This is a genomic window from Amycolatopsis sp. NPDC051102, assembly GCF_040682815.1.
Classification (GTDB): Bacteria; Actinomycetota; Actinomycetes; order Mycobacteriales; family Pseudonocardiaceae; genus Amycolatopsis.
In genome coordinates this window covers 250,681-268,607 of the sequence record NZ_JBFBBT010000006.1, presented here as the reverse complement: position 1 = coordinate 268,607, position 17,927 = coordinate 250,681, and the positions used below count along the sequence as shown (strand labels likewise).

At 72.7% G+C, this 17,927-nt stretch carries 18 protein-coding genes; 9 read left to right on the top strand and 9 right to left on the bottom strand.

The features are described from left to right. Positions 1 to 39 precede the first annotated feature (39 nt). Positions 40 to 687, top strand: coding sequence for a TetR/AcrR family transcriptional regulator (locus AB0M93_RS20295; protein WP_364275568.1), 648 nt, complete (start codon positions 40 to 42; stop codon positions 685 to 687). Between the two features lie 49 nt (positions 688 to 736). Continuing rightward, the gene (locus AB0M93_RS20290; protein ID WP_364275566.1) at positions 737 to 1,726 is read left to right on the top strand and encodes an NAD(P)/FAD-dependent oxidoreductase; all 990 of its coding nucleotides are present in this window, start codon (positions 737 to 739) and stop codon (positions 1,724 to 1,726) included. Between the two features lies 1 nt (position 1,727). On the opposite strand, the gene AB0M93_RS20285 is transcribed toward AB0M93_RS20290, so the two are convergent. The 6 genes from AB0M93_RS20285 to AB0M93_RS20260 form a co-directional block, all read right to left on the bottom strand. Further along, positions 1,728 to 2,468 carry a serine protease gene (locus AB0M93_RS20285; RefSeq protein WP_364275807.1) on the bottom strand — a complete coding sequence of 247 codons (741 nt, stop codon included), beginning with the start codon at positions 2,466 to 2,468 and terminating at the stop codon, positions 1,728 to 1,730. Positions 2,469 to 2,488: 20 nt separating this feature from the next. Further along, a complete protein-coding gene (glpX, locus tag AB0M93_RS20280; RefSeq protein ID WP_364275564.1) occupies positions 2,489 to 3,538 on the bottom strand; it encodes a class II fructose-bisphosphatase in 1,050 nt (349 codons plus the stop codon). Positions 3,539 to 3,623: 85 nt separating this feature from the next. Then, a complete protein-coding gene (locus tag AB0M93_RS20275; RefSeq protein WP_013229792.1) occupies positions 3,624 to 3,845 on the bottom strand; it encodes an exodeoxyribonuclease VII small subunit in 222 nt (73 codons plus the stop codon). Continuing rightward, positions 3,842 to 4,240 (bottom strand): hypothetical protein, encoded by a 399-nt coding sequence (locus tag AB0M93_RS20270; protein ID WP_176174957.1) that lies wholly within the window; start codon positions 4,238 to 4,240, stop codon positions 3,842 to 3,844. Before AB0M93_RS20270 ends, AB0M93_RS20275 begins: the two co-directional genes overlap by 4 nt. After that, entirely contained in the window at positions 4,237 to 5,484 is a 1,248-nt protein-coding gene (gene xseA, locus AB0M93_RS20265; protein WP_364275561.1) for an exodeoxyribonuclease VII large subunit, read from the bottom strand. The genes AB0M93_RS20270 and xseA overlap by 4 nt, the downstream gene beginning before the upstream one ends. Then, on the bottom strand, positions 5,481 to 6,215 hold the full coding sequence (locus tag AB0M93_RS20260; protein WP_364275559.1) for a lipid droplet-associated protein: 735 nt from the start codon (positions 6,213 to 6,215) through the stop codon (positions 5,481 to 5,483). Before AB0M93_RS20260 ends, xseA begins: the two co-directional genes overlap by 4 nt. Positions 6,216 to 6,367: 152 nt before the next feature. Between AB0M93_RS20260 and AB0M93_RS20255 the strand changes: the two genes are divergently transcribed. Beyond that, entirely contained in the window at positions 6,368 to 7,363 is a 996-nt protein-coding gene (locus AB0M93_RS20255) for a 4-hydroxy-3-methylbut-2-enyl diphosphate reductase (protein WP_364275557.1), read from the top strand. 124 nt (positions 7,364 to 7,487) lie between these two features. Here the strand turns inward: AB0M93_RS20255 and AB0M93_RS20250 are convergent, their stop codons facing one another. Then, entirely contained in the window at positions 7,488 to 8,390 is a 903-nt protein-coding gene (locus AB0M93_RS20250; protein ID WP_364275555.1) for a DUF6542 domain-containing protein, read from the bottom strand. A 403-nt stretch (positions 8,391 to 8,793) separates the two neighbouring features. Continuing rightward, the gene (locus tag AB0M93_RS20245) at positions 8,794 to 9,708 is read right to left on the bottom strand and encodes a DNA recombination protein RmuC (RefSeq protein ID WP_364275554.1); all 915 of its coding nucleotides are present in this window, start codon (positions 9,706 to 9,708) and stop codon (positions 8,794 to 8,796) included. A 220-nt stretch (positions 9,709 to 9,928) separates the two neighbouring features. Between AB0M93_RS20245 and AB0M93_RS20240 the strand changes: the two genes are divergently transcribed. The 3 genes from AB0M93_RS20240 to AB0M93_RS20230 are packed head-to-tail and all read left to right on the top strand — an operon-like array spanning position 9,929 to position 14,241. Then, positions 9,929 to 11,080 (top strand): exonuclease SbcCD subunit D, encoded by a 1,152-nt coding sequence (locus AB0M93_RS20240; RefSeq protein ID WP_364275552.1) that lies wholly within the window; start codon positions 9,929 to 9,931, stop codon positions 11,078 to 11,080. Beyond that, positions 11,077 to 14,028 carry an SMC family ATPase gene (locus tag AB0M93_RS20235; protein ID WP_364275550.1) on the top strand — a complete coding sequence of 984 codons (2,952 nt, stop codon included), beginning with the start codon at positions 11,077 to 11,079 and terminating at the stop codon, positions 14,026 to 14,028. Before AB0M93_RS20240 ends, AB0M93_RS20235 begins: the two co-directional genes overlap by 4 nt. 21 nt (positions 14,029 to 14,049) lie before the next feature. Beyond that, positions 14,050 to 14,241, top strand: a complete 192-nt coding sequence (locus AB0M93_RS20230; protein ID WP_364275548.1) for a DUF1737 domain-containing protein — start codon at positions 14,050 to 14,052, stop codon at positions 14,239 to 14,241. Here AB0M93_RS20230 and AB0M93_RS20225 read toward each other — a convergent pair. Next, positions 14,167 to 15,621: an AlkA N-terminal domain-containing protein gene (locus tag AB0M93_RS20225; protein ID WP_364275547.1), complete on the bottom strand. Its 1,455-nt coding sequence runs from the start codon at positions 15,619 to 15,621 to the stop codon at positions 14,167 to 14,169. The genes AB0M93_RS20230 and AB0M93_RS20225 overlap by 75 nt on opposite strands. A 102-nt stretch (positions 15,622 to 15,723) precedes the next feature. Between AB0M93_RS20225 and ychF the strand changes: the two genes are divergently transcribed. From ychF to AB0M93_RS20210, 3 genes are all read left to right on the top strand, one after another. Further along, entirely contained in the window at positions 15,724 to 16,806 is a 1,083-nt protein-coding gene (gene ychF, locus AB0M93_RS20220; RefSeq protein WP_364275545.1) for a redox-regulated ATPase YchF, read from the top strand. Positions 16,807 to 16,869: 63 nt separating this feature from the next. Beyond that, a complete protein-coding gene (locus AB0M93_RS20215; RefSeq protein ID WP_364275543.1) occupies positions 16,870 to 17,457 on the top strand; it encodes an ArsR family transcriptional regulator in 588 nt (195 codons plus the stop codon). A 198-nt stretch (positions 17,458 to 17,655) separates the two neighbouring features. After that, positions 17,656 to 17,925 (top strand): hypothetical protein, encoded by a 270-nt coding sequence (locus AB0M93_RS20210; RefSeq protein ID WP_364275541.1) that lies wholly within the window; start codon positions 17,656 to 17,658, stop codon positions 17,923 to 17,925. The last annotated feature ends 2 nt before the right edge of the window (positions 17,926 to 17,927 follow it).

Here is a 17,927-nt window from a genome sequence, read left to right as displayed (position 1 = left end):
CCGTACCCGGCGGGTCCGCCCGCCGGGTACGGTGCCGCGATGCAGACCCGTCTCCCCAAAGGTCCGCACAGCCTCAGCCGGGAGGAGGTGGCGCAGGTCCAGCGCGCCCGGCTGGTCGAAGCGGTGCTGGCCAACGTCGGCGAACGCGGCTACGCGGCCACGACGGTCGGCCACGTCACGGCGTCCGCGGGTGTCTCCCGCACGTCGTTCTACGAGCAGTTCGCCGGCAAGCAGGCCGCCTTCCTGGCCGCCTACCGGTCGGTGACCGGGGAATTCCTCGACCAGGGCGTCGCGGTGGCGGCCGAGGCACCGAGCCCGCTCGACGCCGTCACCGCGTGCGGCGACTTCGTCGTCGGCTACGTGCGCCGCCGTCCCGTCGCAGCCCGCGCCGTCCTCCTGGAGATCTACGCCCTCGGCGACGCGGGCCTCGAGGCGCGCGAAGAGATGCTGCGCGCGAGTGAAGCGGTGTTCGACCGGACGGCGGTGTGGCTGCACACGACCGAGCCGGGCCTGCCGCTCCCGCCGCCGTTCACCGCACGCACCGTCGTCGCCGCGACGATCGAGCTGCTCACGCAGGCCATCTGGCTCGCCACCGGCGACGCCTACGACCGCGCCCGCGAAGCCATCCGCCACACCTGGCTGCTCGGCCTCTACGGACACCGGAACATCCCCGGGCGATCCGGCTAGGATCGGCTGTGTTCTCGATCACCGCCATCCACCACTGGCTGGAGCGAGCATGACTGACGTTGCTGGGGATCCGTACGACCTCGTGATCATCGGCGCGGGCCCGACCGGCCTGTTCGCCGCCTACTACGCCGGGTTCCGCGGCCTCTCGATGGCGGTGGTCGACTCGCTGCCCGAGCCCGGCGGGCAGGTCACCGCGATGTACCCGGAGAAGATGATCTACGACGTCGGCGGGTTCGCCGAGGTCCGCGGCCGGGACCTGGTCGAGGGCCTGGTGAAGCAGGCCGCGCCGTTCAAGCCGAAGTACCTGCTCGGGCGCAAGGCCGAGAAGCTGGAGCCCGCCGGGGAAGCCGTCGAGCTGACCCTCGACGGCGGCGAGACGCTGCACGCCCGCGCCGTGCTGATCACCGCGGGCATCGGCGAGTTCACCCCGCGCCCGCTGCCCGCCGGCGACGGCTGGCTCGGCCGCGGCATGGTGCACTTCGTGCCGTCGCTGCAGGCCCACGCGGGCCAGCACGTCGTGGTCGTCGGCGGCGGTGACTCGGCGTTCGACTGGATCCTCGCGCTGCACCCGGTCGCGGCGAGCGTGACGCTCGTGCACCGGCGGGCGAAGTTCCGCGCCGCCGAGTCGATCGTCCGGCAGGCGCGCGAGCTCGGCACCCGGATCATCACCGACGCCGAGGTCACGCGGTTCGTCGAAGCCGCGGACGGCACGCTCGAAGCCGTCGACGTTTCGATCAAGGGCGCGGGCGACGAGCGGCTCCCGGCCAACGCCGTCGTCGCGGCGCTGGGGTTCACCGCCGACCTCGGCCCGATCGAGAGCTGGGGCCTGGAGATCCACCACCGCGCGATCGCCGTCGACTCGACGATGGCGACCGCGCGCGAACGCGTCTACGCGGCCGGCGACGTCGCCGCGTACCCCGGGAAGGTGAAGCTGATCGCGACCGGCTTCGGCGAGGCCGCGACGGCCGTCAACAACATCGCCGTCGCGCTCGACCCGGACGCCCACCTGTTCCCGGGCCACTCGAGCAACGCCGAATAGGTCAGGACTTCGTCTTCTCCGCGATCCACGGCGCGTAGGCGACGACGGAGGTGTAGATCGACGGCGCCGTCGCGCATTCCGGGTCGTTGTTGCCCGGCCGGCTGGTGACGCCGACGAGCAGCCAGTGGTCGCCGTCGCGCACGATCTGCGGGCCGCCGGAGTCGCCGAAGCACGCTCCGGCCTTGCCGCCCGGGTTGTCGGTGCACAGCTCGGCTGTGCCGTCGAACACCGACGTGCACTTCGTGCCCTCGACGATGTGCGTGTCGAGCTGCTGCAACGTCGTGGGGATCGCGCCGCAGTTCAGCTTCGGGCAGGTCTGGCCCCAGCCGACGATGCGGGTCGCGGTGCCCGGGGACGCGGCCGCCGCGAGCCCGATAGGTGCCGTCGAGACCGGCTTCGCCAGGCGCAGCAGCGCGATGTCGCCGGCCGGGCTTTCGGTGTTGAACGCCGGGTTGACGACGATCTCGGCGGGCTGCGCGACCTCGCCGCCCTGTCCCGAGTCGTTCGTCCCCACGCGCAGCGAAATCGCGGACGCGGTCTTGCCGAACGCGCAGTGCGCGGCCGTGACGACCCAGGTGGGTGCGATCAACGCGCCCGCGCAGTACAGCTTGCCCGAGGAGGTGTGCAGCGAAACCGTGAACGGGTACGGCTGGTCCGCAACGACACCCCCGACGATGCCGGGGGCGGCCGTGGCCGTGCCGGGGACCAGGACGGCCAGGATCAGGACCAGCAGGGCCGGCAGTCGCCTGGGCACGGAACTCCTTACGGCAGCGGGGGCACGACGTCGTCGTCGGGGGCGTCCAGGTGGCCGTCGAAGTTGACCGAGGAGTACGCCCGCAGCTTGTTCAGCCGGTGGTAGCCGTCGATCATTCTGACGGTCCCGGACTTGGACCGCATCACGATGGACTGCGTCGTCGCGCCGCCCTCGCGGTAGTGGACGCCGCGCAGCAGGTCGCCGTCGGTGACGCCGGTGGCGCAGAAGAACACGTTGTCACCGCGCACGAGGTCGTCGTTCAGCAGGATCCGGTCGAGGTCGTGCCCGGCGGCGAGGGCCTTCTCGCGCTCGGCGTCGTCCTTCGGCCACAGCCGGCCCTGCAGCTCGCCGCCGAGGCACTTCATCGCGCAGGCCGCGATGATGCCCTCGGGGGTGCCGCCGATGCCGATCAGCATGTCGACGCCGGTGGTCGGCCGGGCCGCGGCGATCGCGCCGGCGACGTCGCCGTCGGAGATGAACCGGATCCGCGCGCCGGCCTCGCGGACCTCCTTGATGATCTGCTCGTGCCGCGGGCGGTCGAGGATGCACACGGTGACGTCGCTGACGCTGCTGTGCTTCGCCTTGGCGACCCGGCGGATGTTCTCCGCGATCGGCGCGCCGAGCTCGACCTTGCCGGCCGCGTCCGGCCCGACGGCCAGCTTCTCCATGTAGAACACCGCGGACGGGTCGAACATCGCGCCGCGCTCGGCGACCGCGAGCACGGCGAGCGCGTTCGGCATGCCCTTGGCCATCAGGGTGGTGCCGTCGACCGGGTCGACCGCGACGTCGCAGTCCGGCCCGTCGCCGTTGCCGACCTCTTCGCCGTTGAACAGCATCGGGGCTTCGTCCTTCTCGCCCTCGCCGATCACCACGACCCCGCGCATCGACACCGTCGAGACGAGCTGGCGCATCGCGTCGACGGCCGCGCCGTCCCCGCCGATCTTGTCGCCACGGCCGACCCAGCGGCCGGCCGCCATCGCGGCGGCTTCGGTGACCCGGACCAGCTCCATCGCGAGGTTGCGGTCGGGCGCTTCACGACGACTGTCTGCGGCGGGCATCTGTGCCTCCCGGATCGTGGAACTGGCGGGTAGCCAGTCTGTCAGATACCCGCGTTGTTTCCAGATACCGACGGCATGGCCTACCTCACTGCTCGGAGTCGTCCTCCACGGACGCCAAAGCAGCTTCAATCCGCTCGCGGGCGCCTTCGAGATGGCGCTCACAGACCTTCGCGAGCTTCTCGCCCTTCTCCCACAACGCGAGCGACTGTTCGAGGGACAGACCGCCGGCTTCGAGCTCGCGGACGACCTCGACGAGGCGGTCGCGCGCCTGCTCGTACCCGAGTTCCTCGCTGGCTGCTTCACTCACGCTCGGTGTTCTCCGACCTTCCGGGCTTGCACGCTGTTCGCGCACACTACCGCGCTGGCCATGGCGTGGTCGTACCCGACGAAGGCGAGGGCGAACTCCTGCCCGTCACCGTCCGCGATCGCCTCTTCGAGGTTCTCCTGCGCGCCGGCCACCCGCTTCCGGTGCCCCGCCCCTTCGGCGAACCACCAGCGCGAGCCGACCTGCATCGACGTCGCTTCGGACAGCCGCCGCAGCTGCGGGCCCAGGTCGCGGCGGGCCGCAGTGCCGCAGCCGGCGAGCAGCGCCGTCCAGCACTCGGCGGCGGCCCGGTCGGTGCGCACCGCCTGGTCCAGCAGCGGACGCGCGCCCAGCCTCCTGGCCGCGTCCACGGTGAGCGGGAGGAACGTCACCTTCACTCCTGCGCTCCTTCCGCCACCGCCTTGATCGCGCCGTCGCCCACGCGCACGCGCAGCTGGGCACCGGCCTCGACTTCGGAGACGGAGCGGAGTACCTGGAGGTTGCCTTCGGCGTCGACGAACTGCACGACCGCGTACCCGCGGGCCAGCGTCGCGGCCGGGCCGAGCGCGGTGAGCCGGGCCCGCGCGCTCGCCACCTCGGCCTGGTCCTTGGCCAGCAGCGTCAGCATGGCGCGGCGGGCCCGTTCGCGGTGGACGTCGACGTCGTCCTGCCGGCGCTGGACCGGCCCCAGCGGGTCGGCCAGCGACGGGCGGCTGCGGATCTGGTTGAGCAGCCGCGCCTGGGTGTCGACCCAGCCGTGCAGCGCGCGGCGCCCGCGGTCGCGCATCTGCCGGACCCGCTCGGTCTCCTCGCGCAGGTCGGGCACGATCCGCTTGCCGGCGTCGGTCGGCGTCGAACAGCGGAGGTCGGCGACGTAGTCGAGCAGGGGGGTGTCGGGCTCGTGCCCGATGGCGCTGACCACCGGCGTGCCCGCGGCCGACACCGCGCGGCACAATGCCTCGTCGGAGAACGGCAGCAGGTCCTCGACGCTGCCGCCGCCGCGGGCGATGACGATGACGTCGATCTCGGGGTCGGCGTCGAAGATCCGGAGCGCGCGCATGACCTGCGGCACCGCCTGCGAGCCCTGGACGGCCGTGTTGAGCACCTTGATCCGGACGTGCGGCCACCGCCCCTGCGCGTTGGCCAGGACGTCCCGCTCGGCCGCCGATGCGCGGCCGGTGATCAGCCCGACGCCCTTCGGCAGGAACGGGATCGGCCGCTTGCGCTGGGCCGAGAAGAGGCCCTCGGCGGTCAGCAGCTTCTTGAGCCGTTCGATCCGGGCCAGCAGCTCACCGATGCCCACCGCACGGATCTGGTCGGCACGCAGGCTGATCGTGCCGCGGCCGAAGAAGTACGACGGCTTCGCGTGCACCACCACGCTCGCGCCCTCGCGCAGCGGCGGCTCCATCTCGCGGATCAGCCAGTTCGGGCAGGTGACCGACATCGAGACGTCCGCCGAAGGGTCACGCAGGGTCAGGAACGCCGTCTGCGTGTTCGGGCGCGAGCTGACCTGCGTGACCTGGCCTTCGACCCAGACGCTGCCGAGCCGGTGGATCCAGTCGCCGATCTTGCGCGCGACGGTCCGGACCGGCCACGGCGATTCCGCGGTGCTCGCGGGGGCTTGTGCGGACTCGGTGCTCACTGGCCTTCGGTGCCGTCCCCGTCTTCCTTCGCCTGCTGGGTCTTGCGGGCGTTGGCGATCCGGCGGGACAGCATGCCGGTGAACGACGAGCGGTCGGCGTTGGCGCGTTCGTACTCGAGGATGGTCTCGAGCTGGTCGATCGACAGCTGGCGCAGCCGGGCGCGCAGCTGCGGCAGGGTGAGCTGGTCGTAACCGGTCAGCCCGGCCGGCCCCTCGTACCCGGCGGCGCTGGTCCGGGGCGTCTCGTTCTTGACCTTCTTGTCGATCTTGGGCGTGCCCGGCTTCGGCTTGCGAGGCGGTTCGTCGTCGCTGTCGTTCTCGCCGTCGGCGTGCTCCTCGGCGAGCGCGCGTTCCTCCTCGGCCCACGGATCGCCGAGCTCCGCTTCGAGCTCGGCGGCCGACGGGACGCGGCCGTTGATCTCCGAACGCGGTTCGGGCACGTCGGCGACCGGGGCGAGGTTCGGCCGGGCCGGCGGGACGTCGGGCTCGGCGTCCTCGTCGAACGTCGCCCAGCTCGGCGTGTCTTCGACCGGGCGCAGGCTCGACAGCGCGCTGTCGCCCTTGATCGCCAGCTCGGTGACGTGCTGCTGGACGCGCATGGAGGCCTGGAGCACCTGGCTGACCACGGTCACCGGGAGCCCGGCCAGCTGCCGGGGAAGTTCGCGAACCCGCTCGGCGGTGGAGACGGCGAGGCCCGCGGCGACCCGGAGGGGGAGCGGGAATGGCTTCATGGGTCCAGCCTGCCCCATGACCGCCCCTCCTGCCCAACCGAACGGGTGGGACCGGCCGCGGTGCGTGACCTGCGGCACAGCGCGGAAGGGGGACGAAGCTCACCCGAAAGGGACTTCGAGTTCGGTTCGGGGCTGCCCGTACCCTGGGTGGCATGAGTGCAGCGAGTCCCGGAATCGAGCCCGCGGGTACCCCCACGATCACCGGAACCGCTTCCGGCAAGCGGGTGCTGCTCGCCAAACCCCGTGGTTACTGCGCGGGTGTCGACCGCGCGGTGATCGCCGTCGAGAAGGCCCTCGAGGTCTACGGCGCCCCGGTCTACGTCCGCAAGGAGATCGTCCACAACAAGCACGTCGTCGAGACGCTGCGCGAGCGCGGCGCGATCTTCGTCGACGAGACGTCCGAGGTGCCCGAGGGCGCGCTCGTGGTGTTCTCCGCCCACGGCGTCTCGCCGATGGTGCACGCGGAGGCGGCCGAGCGGAACCTGCGCACGATCGACGCGACCTGCCCCCTGGTGACGAAGGTGCACAAGGAGGTCAACCGGTTCGCGAACGACGACTACGACATCCTGCTGATCGGCCACGAAGGCCACGAAGAGGTCGAGGGCACGGCCGGCGAGGCGCCGGACAAGGTCCAGCTGGTCGACAAGGCCGAGGACGTCGGCAAGGTCGAGGTGCGCGACCCGTCGAAGGTGATCTGGCTGTCCCAGACGACGCTGTCGGTCGACGAGACGATGGAGCGCGTCGACCAGCTCCGCGAGCGCTTCCCGAACCTGGCGGACCCGCCGAGCGACGACATCTGTTACGCGACGACGAACCGCCAGGTCGCGGTCAAGGCGATGGCCGCGGAGTGCGACCTGGTGCTGGTGGTCGGGTCGACGAACTCGTCCAACTCGAAGCGCCTGGTCGAGGTGGCCCTGAAGGCCGGCGCGCGAGCGTCGTACCTGGTCGACTTCGCGCACGAAGTCGACGAAGCGTGGCTTTCCGGCGTGACGACCGTCGGGGTCACTTCAGGCGCCTCGGTCCCGGACGTCCTGGTCATGGAGCTGCTGGACTGGCTGGCCGAGCGCGGCTACGGAGACGTCGACGAGGTCACGACGGCCAACGAGAAGATCTCCTTCGCCCCGCCCAAGGAACTCCGCAAGGTCTGATGCCCCGCCAATCACGCGTGTTGACCTGCCAATCACGCGTGATGACCCTCTGATCACGCGTGATGCCTCTCGGCGCACGTGAAAACGGCGGTCACCTCCGGGCTTGGAGGTGACCGCCGTTTCGTCAGCGTTCTTCGTCGTCCCAGGGACGGTTCCGCCGCGGCGGGGCACTCCGGCCGCCGGACGGGCGGCGGGGCGGCGGGGTGTCCCGGCCGTCCTCGGCGGGCGGGCGCGGACGTCGCCGCGGAGCGTCACCGCGGGGCTCGCGCCGGCGCGGGTCGCCGTCTTCGGGGCGGGGCGTGCGCCGGGTGGCCGGCGGCGGCTTGCGCGTGCCGCGGGTCCCGGGGTCGCGTTCGGCGGGCGCACCGGCCCGGGGTGCGCGGCGTTCGCCGTCGGCGGGCGGCCGCGGGCGTCGCGGCGGTTCGCCGTCCCGGCCACGGCGGGCGCCGGACGGCAGGGGGGTCTGCCCGGTGCGGTTCGAGCCGGCCGGCCGCGGACGGCCGGCCGCAGCGCGCGGCTTTTCGTCGTCCTCGTCGGTCTTCTTGACCTTCTTCGGGGCGTCCGGATCGCGCTCGCGGACCATGCGGACGATGCCGATCAGCAGGGTGACGCCGGTGGTGATGGCCATCATGGGGAAGCTGTTGATCAGCGGGGTGCCGATGTTCAGCGCCTTCGACAGCATGTCGTCGCCCTGCGCACCCGAGGCCGACCCTGTCAGCAGGATCACGCCGGGCACGGTCACGGCCAGCACCAGCGGCGGCATCACCATGGGCCCGAACAGGCCGCGCCGCCGCACCGCGCAGACCGCGATCACGGCCCCGGCGATGAAGCAGACGACGAAGATCACCGGGATGTTCGCCTGGCTGGGTTTGCCGAGGACGGCGCCCACGACCGCCAGGCCGAGGCCGACCAGGACCGCGGCCCACCAGGGCAGTCCCCGCCTCGAACCGACGACAGGACGCTCATCCCACGGCACGGGGACGTCGTCGGCATCTGGATCGCTCTGGCGATCGCGAATCGCGGTCACAAGCGAACACCGTATCTCGTGGTTGTGAAGATCTTGCCAGCACCGCCGCCGACGTGGGCCGACAGCCACCCGCCGGCATGATCCGGTGGCGCGGGGCAACGGCTGGTGAGCACGCCCGTTTTCGGCCGGCCGGGGGCGTTCAGCCGCCTACCGGTGAGGGTGCTCGGCGGCCGGGCGGAATCCAGCTGTCGGACGAAAGCCGCTGGTCACGGCGTGGCGTGCGCAGCCGGCAGGCTCTCGTGCGAGCCGGCGCGGCCGGTTCCCGCCACCCGAGGTCTCAACCGGCTCGATTCGCGAGCTTCGACAGCCGTCGGCTCCGGGCCGTGCCGGGCGATCACTCCCAGAGCCGCGAAATTCTCGCGGCACCCGGCCGCGCACCCCGGCACGGCAGTGTCGCCGATCCTCAACTCGCCGCCAGTTCGTCCCCCTTCCGGACCGTCGGCAGGGCGGCCGGGCTCCCCGACGCCTCGCTCAACGGCGCCGCCGTCGCCCGGAACGTCTCCAGCGCCTCCAGCTCCCGCCGCCGTGCCGACAAGAACCGCTGCAGGTGCGTGCTCGACAGGTTCAACGCCTCCACCGCGCCGCCCGCCGCCCGGTGGGCCGCCGCCGCTCCCGCGCGCACCTGCTCCACGTCCGCCTCCAGGGTCCGGTCGCTCGCCGCGAACAGGGCGGCCGAGGCCAGCACCCCGAAGCCCGTCGGACCGCACAGGAACACCCGGCGGTCGAGCAGCCAGCGCAGCAGCTCCGGGTCGGTGTCGAGGGCCGCGACCACCGCCGCGTCCGAGGGGACGAACATGATCGTGCCGTAGATCGCGTCCGCCCAGCGCTGGTAGCCCTTGCCCGCCAGCTCCGCCGCCCGGGAGCGGATCTGGCGGACGTGCGCGCGCAACGCGTCCAGCCGCTCGTCCGGGTCGTCCGTCTCCACCGCCTCGGACCACGTCGCCATGCTCGCCTTCGCGTCCACCGGGACCGTGCGGTCGCCGCCCACGCGCAGCACCATGTCCGGCTTCGCCGAGCCGCCGCCGCCCAGGTCCGTCTGCAGCGTGAAGTGCAGGTCCTCGCGGAGCCCGAGGGCGCGCGCCGTTTCGACCAGCACCTGCTCGCCCAGCTCGCCGCGGCCGCTGATCGAGGCGAACGCGACCTCGTAGCGCCGCAGGGCCAGCTGCTGCTGGTCCGCCTTGGCCCGCTCGGCCGCCACCAGCCGGGCCGCCGCGTCCGCCCGGCGCATCCCGTCCTGGTACAGCCGCCACAGCAGCGCGACGGCGAACAGCAGCAGGACCGCGAGCACGATCGCCGCCGTGGTCAGCACTGTCGCCACTTCGTCTCCTCCGTCCGAACTCTCCGGGCTCGCAGACATCATGGCGGACCGCACCGACAAAAACCGCACCCGTACCGTCGCTCTGGGTAGCTGACCTGCGAACACATCGATTCGCGGCAGGGCGTGTCCGATCCGGCACGCTCGTGTTAGTACACACGTTCGAGTGAGCCGGCGGCGTGCCTGCGCGATTTCGTCGGAGCCGGGTCGTACCTTGGCCACCGTGAGATTCCTGCACACCTCCGACTGGCACGTCGGGCGCACGTTCCACGGCGCCGACCTGCTCGCGGAACAGGAAGCGGTGCTCGGGCACCTCGCCGCCCTCGTGGCCGGCGAGGCGATCGACGTCGTCCTGGTGGCAGGCGACATCTACGACCGCGCGGTCCCCTCCGCCGAGGCCGTGCGGGTGGCCACCCAGGCCGTCGCCCGGATCCGCGCGGCCGGCGCGCAACTGGTCGTGACGCCGGGAAACCACGACTCGGCGCCCCGCCTCGGCGCCTTCGCGGAGTTCGCCGCGGCGGGCGGCCTGCACCTGCGCACCACCGTCGCCGGGCTGGCCGAACCGGTGCTGTTCGAAGACGCCCACGGCCCGGTCGCCGTCTACGGAATCCCTTACCTGGAACCGGAACCGGCGCGCCACGCCCTCGGCGTGCCGGCGGCGCGCGGCCACACCGGCGTGCTCACCGAGGCCATGCGCCGGATCCGCGCGGACCTCGAAACCCGGCCGGGTGCCCGGTCGGTCGTGCTCGCGCACGCGTTCGTCACCGGCGGCGAACCCACCGACAGCGAACGGACCATCGCGGTCGGCGGCGTCGAGCAGGTGCCGGGTTCGGTCTTCGACGGCGTCGACTACGTGGCACTGGGCCACCTCCACGGCCCGCAGACGCTCGCCGGGCACCTGCGCTATTCCGGCAGCCCGCTGGCGTACTCGTTTTCCGAAGCGCGCCAACGCAAATCGGTCTGGCTCGTCGACGTCGGCGAACACGGCCTCGCCGAAGTCCGGCGGCACGAACTGCCCGTGCCCCGGCCGCTCGCCACCCTCGAAGGCGCCATCGACGACCTCCTCGCGAACCCGGACCACGACCGGTACCTCGGCCACTTCCTGTCGGTCACGGTCACCGACCGGGTGCGCCCGGTCGACGCGATGCGGCGGCTGCGCGAGCGGTTCCCGTACGCGGTGCACCTGGAGTGGGAGCCCGTGGGCGGGCACGCCGGCGCCCCGCTGCGCTACTCCGACGCCGTCCGCGGCCGGTCCGACATCGAGGTCTCGCGCAGCTTCCTCGACGACTGCCGCGGCGCCCCGCCGACCGAGCGCGAAGAGCGGCTCCTGTTCGAGGCACTGGAAGCGGCCGACCGGGGGGCCCTCGCGAAATGAGGCTGCACAGGCTGGAGGTCGAAGCCTTCGGGCCGTACTGCGCACGCGAAGTGGTCGACTTCGACGTGCTCGGCGCCGACGGCCTCTTCCTCCTGCACGGCGAAACCGGCGCGGGCAAGACGACGCTGCTCGACGCGATCGCGTTCGCGCTGTTCGGCGTGGTTCCGGGCGCCCGCAACGAAGCCAAGCGGCTGCGCTGCGACCTCGCCGAGCCCGACCAGGTCACCGAGGTCGCGCTGGAGCTGACCGTGCAGGGCCATCGGCTGAAGATCGTGCGCAACCCGGAGTACCAGCGGCCGAAACGGCGCGGCGAAGGCACGACCACCCAGCAGGCCCGGGTGTCGCTGAGCTGGATCGGCACCGCGCCCGCCGGGCTGGCGCCGGAAGGGCTGATCCGGATCGAGGAGGTCGCGCGCACGGTCGAGCGGCTGCTCGGGATGACCGCGGCCCAGTTCTTCCAGGTGGTGCTGCTGCCGCAGGGCGAGTTCGCCCGCTTCCTGCGGTCGGACACCGCGGAGCGCGAGAAGCTCCTGGAACGGCTGTTCGGCACCGAGCGCTTCGCCGACGTCGAACGCTGGTTCGCCGAGCTGCGCGCCGAGCGCGGCCGTCAGCTGGAAGCGCGGCAGCGGGACGTGCGCGAGCTGCTGGCCCGGTACGCGCAGGAGGCGCAGCAGGAGGTCCCCGACCAGGACGTGGCCGAGTGGGTCGACGCCGTGCTCGCCGAGGCCCAGGAACGAGTCACGCGGGTGACGGCCGAGGAGGAGCGGGCGCGATCGGCCGCCCAGCGGGCGGACGCGTACCTGCAGGAAGAACGCGCGAGCGCGGAGAAGATCCGCCGCGTCCGCACCGCGCACCTGCGCCTGCTCGAAATCACCGAACAGGCGCCGCAGCGCGCCGAATGGGCCCAGGAGGTCGCGGCCGCGCGGCGGGCGGCCGGTGTCGCCGTCGAGGCCGACCTGCTGGACCGGCGGGCCGCCGAACTGGCCGAGGCCGAACAGGCGGAGAAGGCCCGCGGTGCCCGGCTGCGGGAGTTCGGCACCCGGGCGACCGGCGACCTCAAGGCCCGGGCGGCCACCGCGCGCGAAGAAGCGGGCGCCGTCGCGGAGCTGGTCGCCGATGCCGAGCAGCAGGAGCTCGACGTCATGCGGCGGGACGACCGCAAGCTCGCCGCCGTCACGGCGCAGCAGCAGGTCGAGGCCCTGACCGCCGAGCTCGCCGCGATCCCCGGCCAGCTGGCCAAGCTGCGGGCGGACGCCCTCGCAGCGGCCGAAGCCGAGGCGAAACTCGACGGCGCCAAGGCGAAGGTGGACGAGCTGCGGGCCTTCGCCCGTGACGCGGCCGAGCTGCCCGAGGCCCAGGCGAAGGTCCAGCGCGGCGAGGCGAAGCTGCGCGAAGTGGTCGACGCGCACCAGGCGGCCCGGCAGCACCGGCTCGACCTGCGGGAGCGGCGGCTCGACGGGATGGCGGCCGAACTGGCCGCCGCGTTGCCCGACGGCGCGCCGTGCCCGGTGTGCGGGTCGGCCGAGCACCCGTCGCCGGCGAACCGGGACGTCGAGCTGGTCGACCCGGCCGAGGAACGCCGGGCCGAAGAAGCCGAACAGGCGGCGGACGCCGTGCGCCAGCGGGTCGTCGTCGCGCTGGAAGAGGCGAAGGCCCGGCTGGCCGGGCTGATCGAGCGGCTGGCCGGCCGCACGGCCGAGTCGATCACCGCCGAGCTCGCGGAAGCCCGCACGACGGTCGCGGCGCTCACCGAAACGGCGGCCGCCAAGACCAAGCTGGGTCAGCAGGTCGTCCTCCTGGAGCGGGACGTCGAGGCGCGCACCGAACGCCTCCGCCGGGCCGAACAGGCGGCGACCGAAGCCACGACGGACGTCCGCGCCCTGGAAGACAGGCTGGCCGAGCGCGAACGCCGGCTGATCGCCGGGCGCGGCGAGTTCGCGGACGTCGGCGCCCGGCGGACCCACCTCCTCGGCTTGGCCGAGGCGCTGGAAGCCGTCGCGGAAGCGCGCACGGCCGTCCTGGGCGCCCGGGAACGGGTCGCCCAGCAGAAGACGCTGGTCGAAGCGGCGGTCGCGGCGAAGGGGTTCGCGTCGCTGAAGAAGGCGCGAGCCGCGATGCTGCCGGACGAGCAGATCGAGAAGCTCGAGCAGGGCATCGCCGAGGCCGAAGCGGCCGCCGCCGGGGCGCGGGCGCTGCTGGCCGAGCCGGACCTGTTCGGGATCTCGCCGGACGACGTCGCCGATGTCGGCCGCGCGGCCGACGCGGCCCAGCTGGCCCGGGCGCGCGCCGATTCCGCGTACGCGGCGCTGCGGGTGGCCACCGCGCAGCACGAAGAGCTGACCCGGCTCGCCGCCCGGCTGCGCGAGACGCTCGCCGGGCTCGCGCCGGCCGAAGCGGAGTACGCCGAGCTGCGGGCGCTCGCGGACGTCGTCAACGGGCGCGGGCAGAACAGCCGCAAGATGTCGTTGCGCTCGTACGTGCTGGCCGCGCGGCTCGAAGAGGTGGCGGTCGCCGCCACGCACCGGCTGCGCACGATGAGCCAGGGCCGGTACTCCTTTGTGCACTCGGACGCGGCCGGGGCGCGCGGCACCCGTGGCGGGCTCGGCATCGACGTCCTGGACGACTACTCGGGCACCATCCGCCCGGCGAAGACGCTGTCCGGCGGCGAGTCGTTCCTCGCCTCGCTGGCCCTCGCGCTGGGGCTGGCCGACGTCGTGGCGGGCGAGACCGGCGGCGCGCTGCTGGACACGCTGTTCGTCGACGAGGGCTTCGGCACGCTGGACGCCGAAACCCTCGACGTCGTGATGAACATCCTCGACGAGCTCCGCGCCGGCGGCCGGGTGGTCGGGCTGGTGTCGCACGTCGAGGAACTGCGGCAGCGCATCCCGACCCGGCTGCGGGTCCGCAAGTCCCGCACGGGCTCGACGCTGGAGGTGCGCGCCGGCTGATCGCCCGGCCAAGATGAGGGCATGACCGACCAGCCGCCGAACGGCCTGCCCCGCTACCGCCTGCTCACCGGCCCGGACGACGCGAAGTTCTGCCACCGGGTCAGCGAAGCGCTGGAACTCGGCTACCGCCTGCACGGCTCACCGGCGGCGACCTTCGACGGTGACCAGGTCATCGTCGCCCAGGCCGTGCTGTGGCCGGGCGAACCGGGCTAGGCGCAGGTACATCCCGGCGTAGGAACACCACGGCGTCCACGCGCGCGCCCGCTCCGGCAGCGAGTCCGGCGCGAGGCCCAGCGCCTCGGCACCGCGGCGGACGTCGGCGTCGCCGGTGAGCAGGACATCCGGGGCGCCGAGAACGCGCATCAGCACGTAGTCCGCCGTCGACGCGTCGATCCCCGGGCAGGCCAGCAGCTCCGCGCGCAGCTCGGCCGCCTCTCGGCCGACGTGGACGTCCAGGCGCCCTTCGGCCAGGGCTGCGGCCACGCCGGTGACGGTCTCGCCCAGCCCGGCCGCCGCGACCTGCGCCGCCGTCGGGAACAACCGGTTCACGCCCCACTCGCCGGGCACCTCCTCGCCCGGCGGCACCTCCCGCAGCAGGGCGCGAAGCAGCAGCTCCTCGCCGTCGACGGCGCCCGGCACCCGCATCCCCGGCGCGGCCGCGACCACCGGCGCCAGCGCCGGGTCGCCGCCGAGGACGCGGGTGACCGCCGCGGGGTCGGCGTCGAGGTCCAGCAGCCGCCGCACCCGGCTGACCGCGCTGCCGAGGTCGCGCAGGTCGGTGAGCAGCAGCTCGCAGCGCACGTGGTCCGGCGAAGGCGTCAGCCGCACGACACCGGTGCCGTGGGCGAGCCGCAGCGTGCGCGCGTAGGACTCCGAAGTGACGTTCTCGACGCCCGGCATCGCGTTGTCCGCGAAGAAGCGAAGCAGCCCTGAAGCGTCGAACGGTGGCCTGAACGGCAACCGCAGGCTGAGCCGGGTTCCGCTCACGTCTCCCTGACGCCCACGCCGTGAAGCAGCGAAGGCGCGAAGCTGCGAAGGCGTCGTCGCGAACACTTCGCGGATCGTCTCGTTGAACTGCCGCACGCTGGAAAAGCCTGCCGCGAAGGCGACGTCCGTCAGCGGCAGCTCGGACATCTCGATGAGCAGCCGCGCCGAGTGCGCGCGGTGCGCCCGGGCCAGCGCGAGCGGGCCGGCGCCGAGCTCGGCGGTGAGCACCCGGCCGAGCTGGCGTTCCGAGTAGCCGAGCCGCCGGGCGAGGCCCGGGACGCCTTCGCGCTCGACGGTCCCGTCGGAGATCAGGCGCATCGCCCGCGCGGCCAGGTCGGCGCGCACGTTCCAGTCCGGCGAGCCGGGCACGGCGTCCGGCAGGCAGCGGCGGCAGGCGCGGAAGCCGTTGGCCTGCGCGGCCGCCGACGTCGGGAAGAAGCGGACGTTCTGCACCTTCGGCGTCGACGCCGGGCAGGACGGGCGGCAGTAGATCCCGGTGGTGCGGACCGCCATGATGAACTGGCCGTCGAAGCGCGGGTCGCGGGCGGTGACCACGCGGTAGCAGCGCTCGGCGTCGCGCCAGAGTGAGAGCGTTTCGGTGACCATTGCACCGAGCATGCCAGCAGGTCAGCGCGGTCGCTGGCGGAAATCCGCCACGGCGTTGGGTGCGTGGGGCCGTGGCCGGGCGGACACGTAGACTGCGGGGTCGTGAGCCTCACCCTCGGTATCGTCGGCCTGCCCAACGTCGGCAAGTCCACCCTGTTCAACGCGCTGACCCGCAACGACGTGCTCGCCGCGAACTACCCGTTCGCGACGATCGAGCCGAACGTCGGTGTCGTGCCGCTGCCGGACCCCCGGCTGGACAAGCTGGCCGAGCTGTACAAGTCGGAGAAGACGGTCCCCGCCGTGGTGTCCTTTGTGGACATCGCGGGCATCGTCAAGGGCGCGTCCGAGGGTGCCGGGCTGGGCAACAAGTTCCTCGCGAACATCCGTGAGGCCAACGCGATCTGCCAGGTCATCCGCGTGTTCGACGACCCGGACGTGGTGCACGTCGACGGCCGGATCGACCCGTCGAGCGACATCGAGACGATCAACACCGAGCTGATCCTCGCCGACCTGCAGACCCTGGACAAGGCGCTGCCGCGGCTGGAGAAGGAAGCGCGGACGAAGAAGGAGAACAAGCCCGCGCTCGACAACGCCCAGAAGGCGAAGGAGATCCTCGACGCCGGGCGCACGTTGTTCCAGGCGCAGAAGGAAGTCGACTTCGAGGCGCTGCGCGAGCTGAGCCTGCTGACGACGAAGCCGTTCCTGTACGTCTTCAACGCCGACGAGTCGGTGCTGACCGACGACGCCCGCCGCGAGGAGCTGACCAAGCTGGTCGCGCCGGCGGACGCGGTGTTCCTCGACGCGAAGGTCGAGGCGGAACTGCTGGAGCTGGACGACGAGGAGTCGGTCCGCGAGCTGCTCGAGTCGGTCGGCCAGCCGGAGCCGGGCCTGTACTCCCTGGCCCGCGCGGGCTTCCACACGCTCGGCCTGCAGACGTACCTGACGGCGGGCCCGAAGGAGTCCCGCGCGTGGACGATCCCCCAGGGCGCAACGGCCCCCCAGGCGGCGGGCGTGATCCACACGGACTTCGAGCGCGGCTTCATCAAGGCGGAGATCGTCTCCTACGACGACCTGATGGAGGCGGGCTCGATGGCGGCCGCGAGGGCGGCGGGCAAGGTCCGCATGGAGGGCAAGGACTACGTCATGGCCGACGGCGACGTGGTCGAGTTCCGCTTCAACGTCTGACGTCGTTCGTAGCAGTCGGCTACTGACTGTTGTTTTCATTGGACGCAGGATATGCTGCGTCCAATGAAAGCTTCGCCGAGTCTCCTGCCGCTGCTGCGTTCGCGCATGCAGGGCGAGCTGCTCGCGCTGGTCCTGCTGCACCCGGAGCGCGAGTACAGCATCACCGAGCTCGCCGAGGCTTGCGGCGTCACGCCGACGGCCGTGCTGCGCGAGGTCGAACGGCTCGTCGGGGGTGGCATCCTCGAAGACCGGCGGGTGGGCCGGAGCCGGCTCGTCAAAGCGCGCACCGACACCCCGCTGTACCGGCCGTTGAGCGAGGTCATCTCGGTCACCTTCGGGCCGCTGCCGCTGCTCGCCGAGGCCCTGTCCGGGCTGGCGGGCGTGCGCGAGGCCTACATCTACGGGTCCTGGGCCGCGCGCTACCGCGGCGAACCGGGGCCGCCGCCCGGTGACGTCGACGTGCTCGTCGTCGGCTCGCCCGATGCCGACGCGCTGTTCGACCTGGCCGAGGGTGTGTCGCAACGGCTGGGCCGCGAGGTCAACGTCCACCGGATCTCGCCGGCGGCGTGGGCGGCGGACACGGCGGATCCGTTCCTCACCAGCGTGCGCGAACGTCCGCTGGCCCGGCTGCACCTCGACCAGGAGGCCTGATGCCCCCAGTGGAACCAAGGGCGTGAACGGATCGACGCCTTCATCGCACGCGGCGCCATCGAGCACGTCCCGGCGTCGCGGGAGGCGGCCGAGGCCGAGCTGATCAGGGCCCGCACCCACCTCGCTTCGGCACGGCAGCTGCAGGACACCGACCCGGAAGGCGCCTACACGCTGGCCTACGACAGCGCGCGCCGGGCGTTGGCGGCCGTCCTGCAGAACCAGGGCCTGCGGGTGACGAGCCGGGGCGGCCACGTGACCGTCTACGAGGCGGTCCTCGCCCAGCTGGATCCGCCGCTGGGGTCGCTCCTGCGGCCGTTCAACCGGATGCGGGCGCGGCGCAACGAAATCGCCTACCGGTCTTCGGAGGTGCCCTCGATGACCGCCGAGGACGTGGCGGCCGACGTGCCGAAGGTGCTCGCCCTCATCGAAGTGGCGGAGAAGGCCATCCCGAACATGCCCCGGTACTGATC

Bases quoted from the DNA above. Each gene is read 5' to 3' on its own strand.
- AB0M93_RS20295 (WP_364275568.1), top strand. From the start codon at position 40: ATGCAGACCCGTCTCCCCAAAGGTCCGCACAGCCTCAGCCGGGAGGAG.
- AB0M93_RS20290 (WP_364275566.1), top strand. From the start codon at position 737: ATGACTGACGTTGCTGGGGATCCGTACGACCTCGTGATCATCGGCGCG.
- glpX (WP_364275564.1), bottom strand. From the start codon at position 3,538: ATGCCCGCCGCAGACAGTCGTCGTGAAGCGCCCGACCGCAACCTCGCG.
- AB0M93_RS20260 (WP_364275559.1), bottom strand. From the start codon at position 6,215: ATGAAGCCATTCCCGCTCCCCCTCCGGGTCGCCGCGGGCCTCGCCGTC.
- AB0M93_RS20255 (WP_364275557.1), top strand. From the start codon at position 6,368: ATGAGTGCAGCGAGTCCCGGAATCGAGCCCGCGGGTACCCCCACGATC.
- AB0M93_RS20235 (WP_364275550.1), top strand. From the start codon at position 11,077: ATGAGGCTGCACAGGCTGGAGGTCGAAGCCTTCGGGCCGTACTGCGCA.
- AB0M93_RS20230 (WP_364275548.1), top strand. From the start codon at position 14,050: ATGACCGACCAGCCGCCGAACGGCCTGCCCCGCTACCGCCTGCTCACC.
- AB0M93_RS20225 (WP_364275547.1), bottom strand. From the start codon at position 15,621: ATGGTCACCGAAACGCTCTCACTCTGGCGCGACGCCGAGCGCTGCTAC.
- AB0M93_RS20215 (WP_364275543.1), top strand. From the start codon at position 16,870: ATGAAAGCTTCGCCGAGTCTCCTGCCGCTGCTGCGTTCGCGCATGCAG.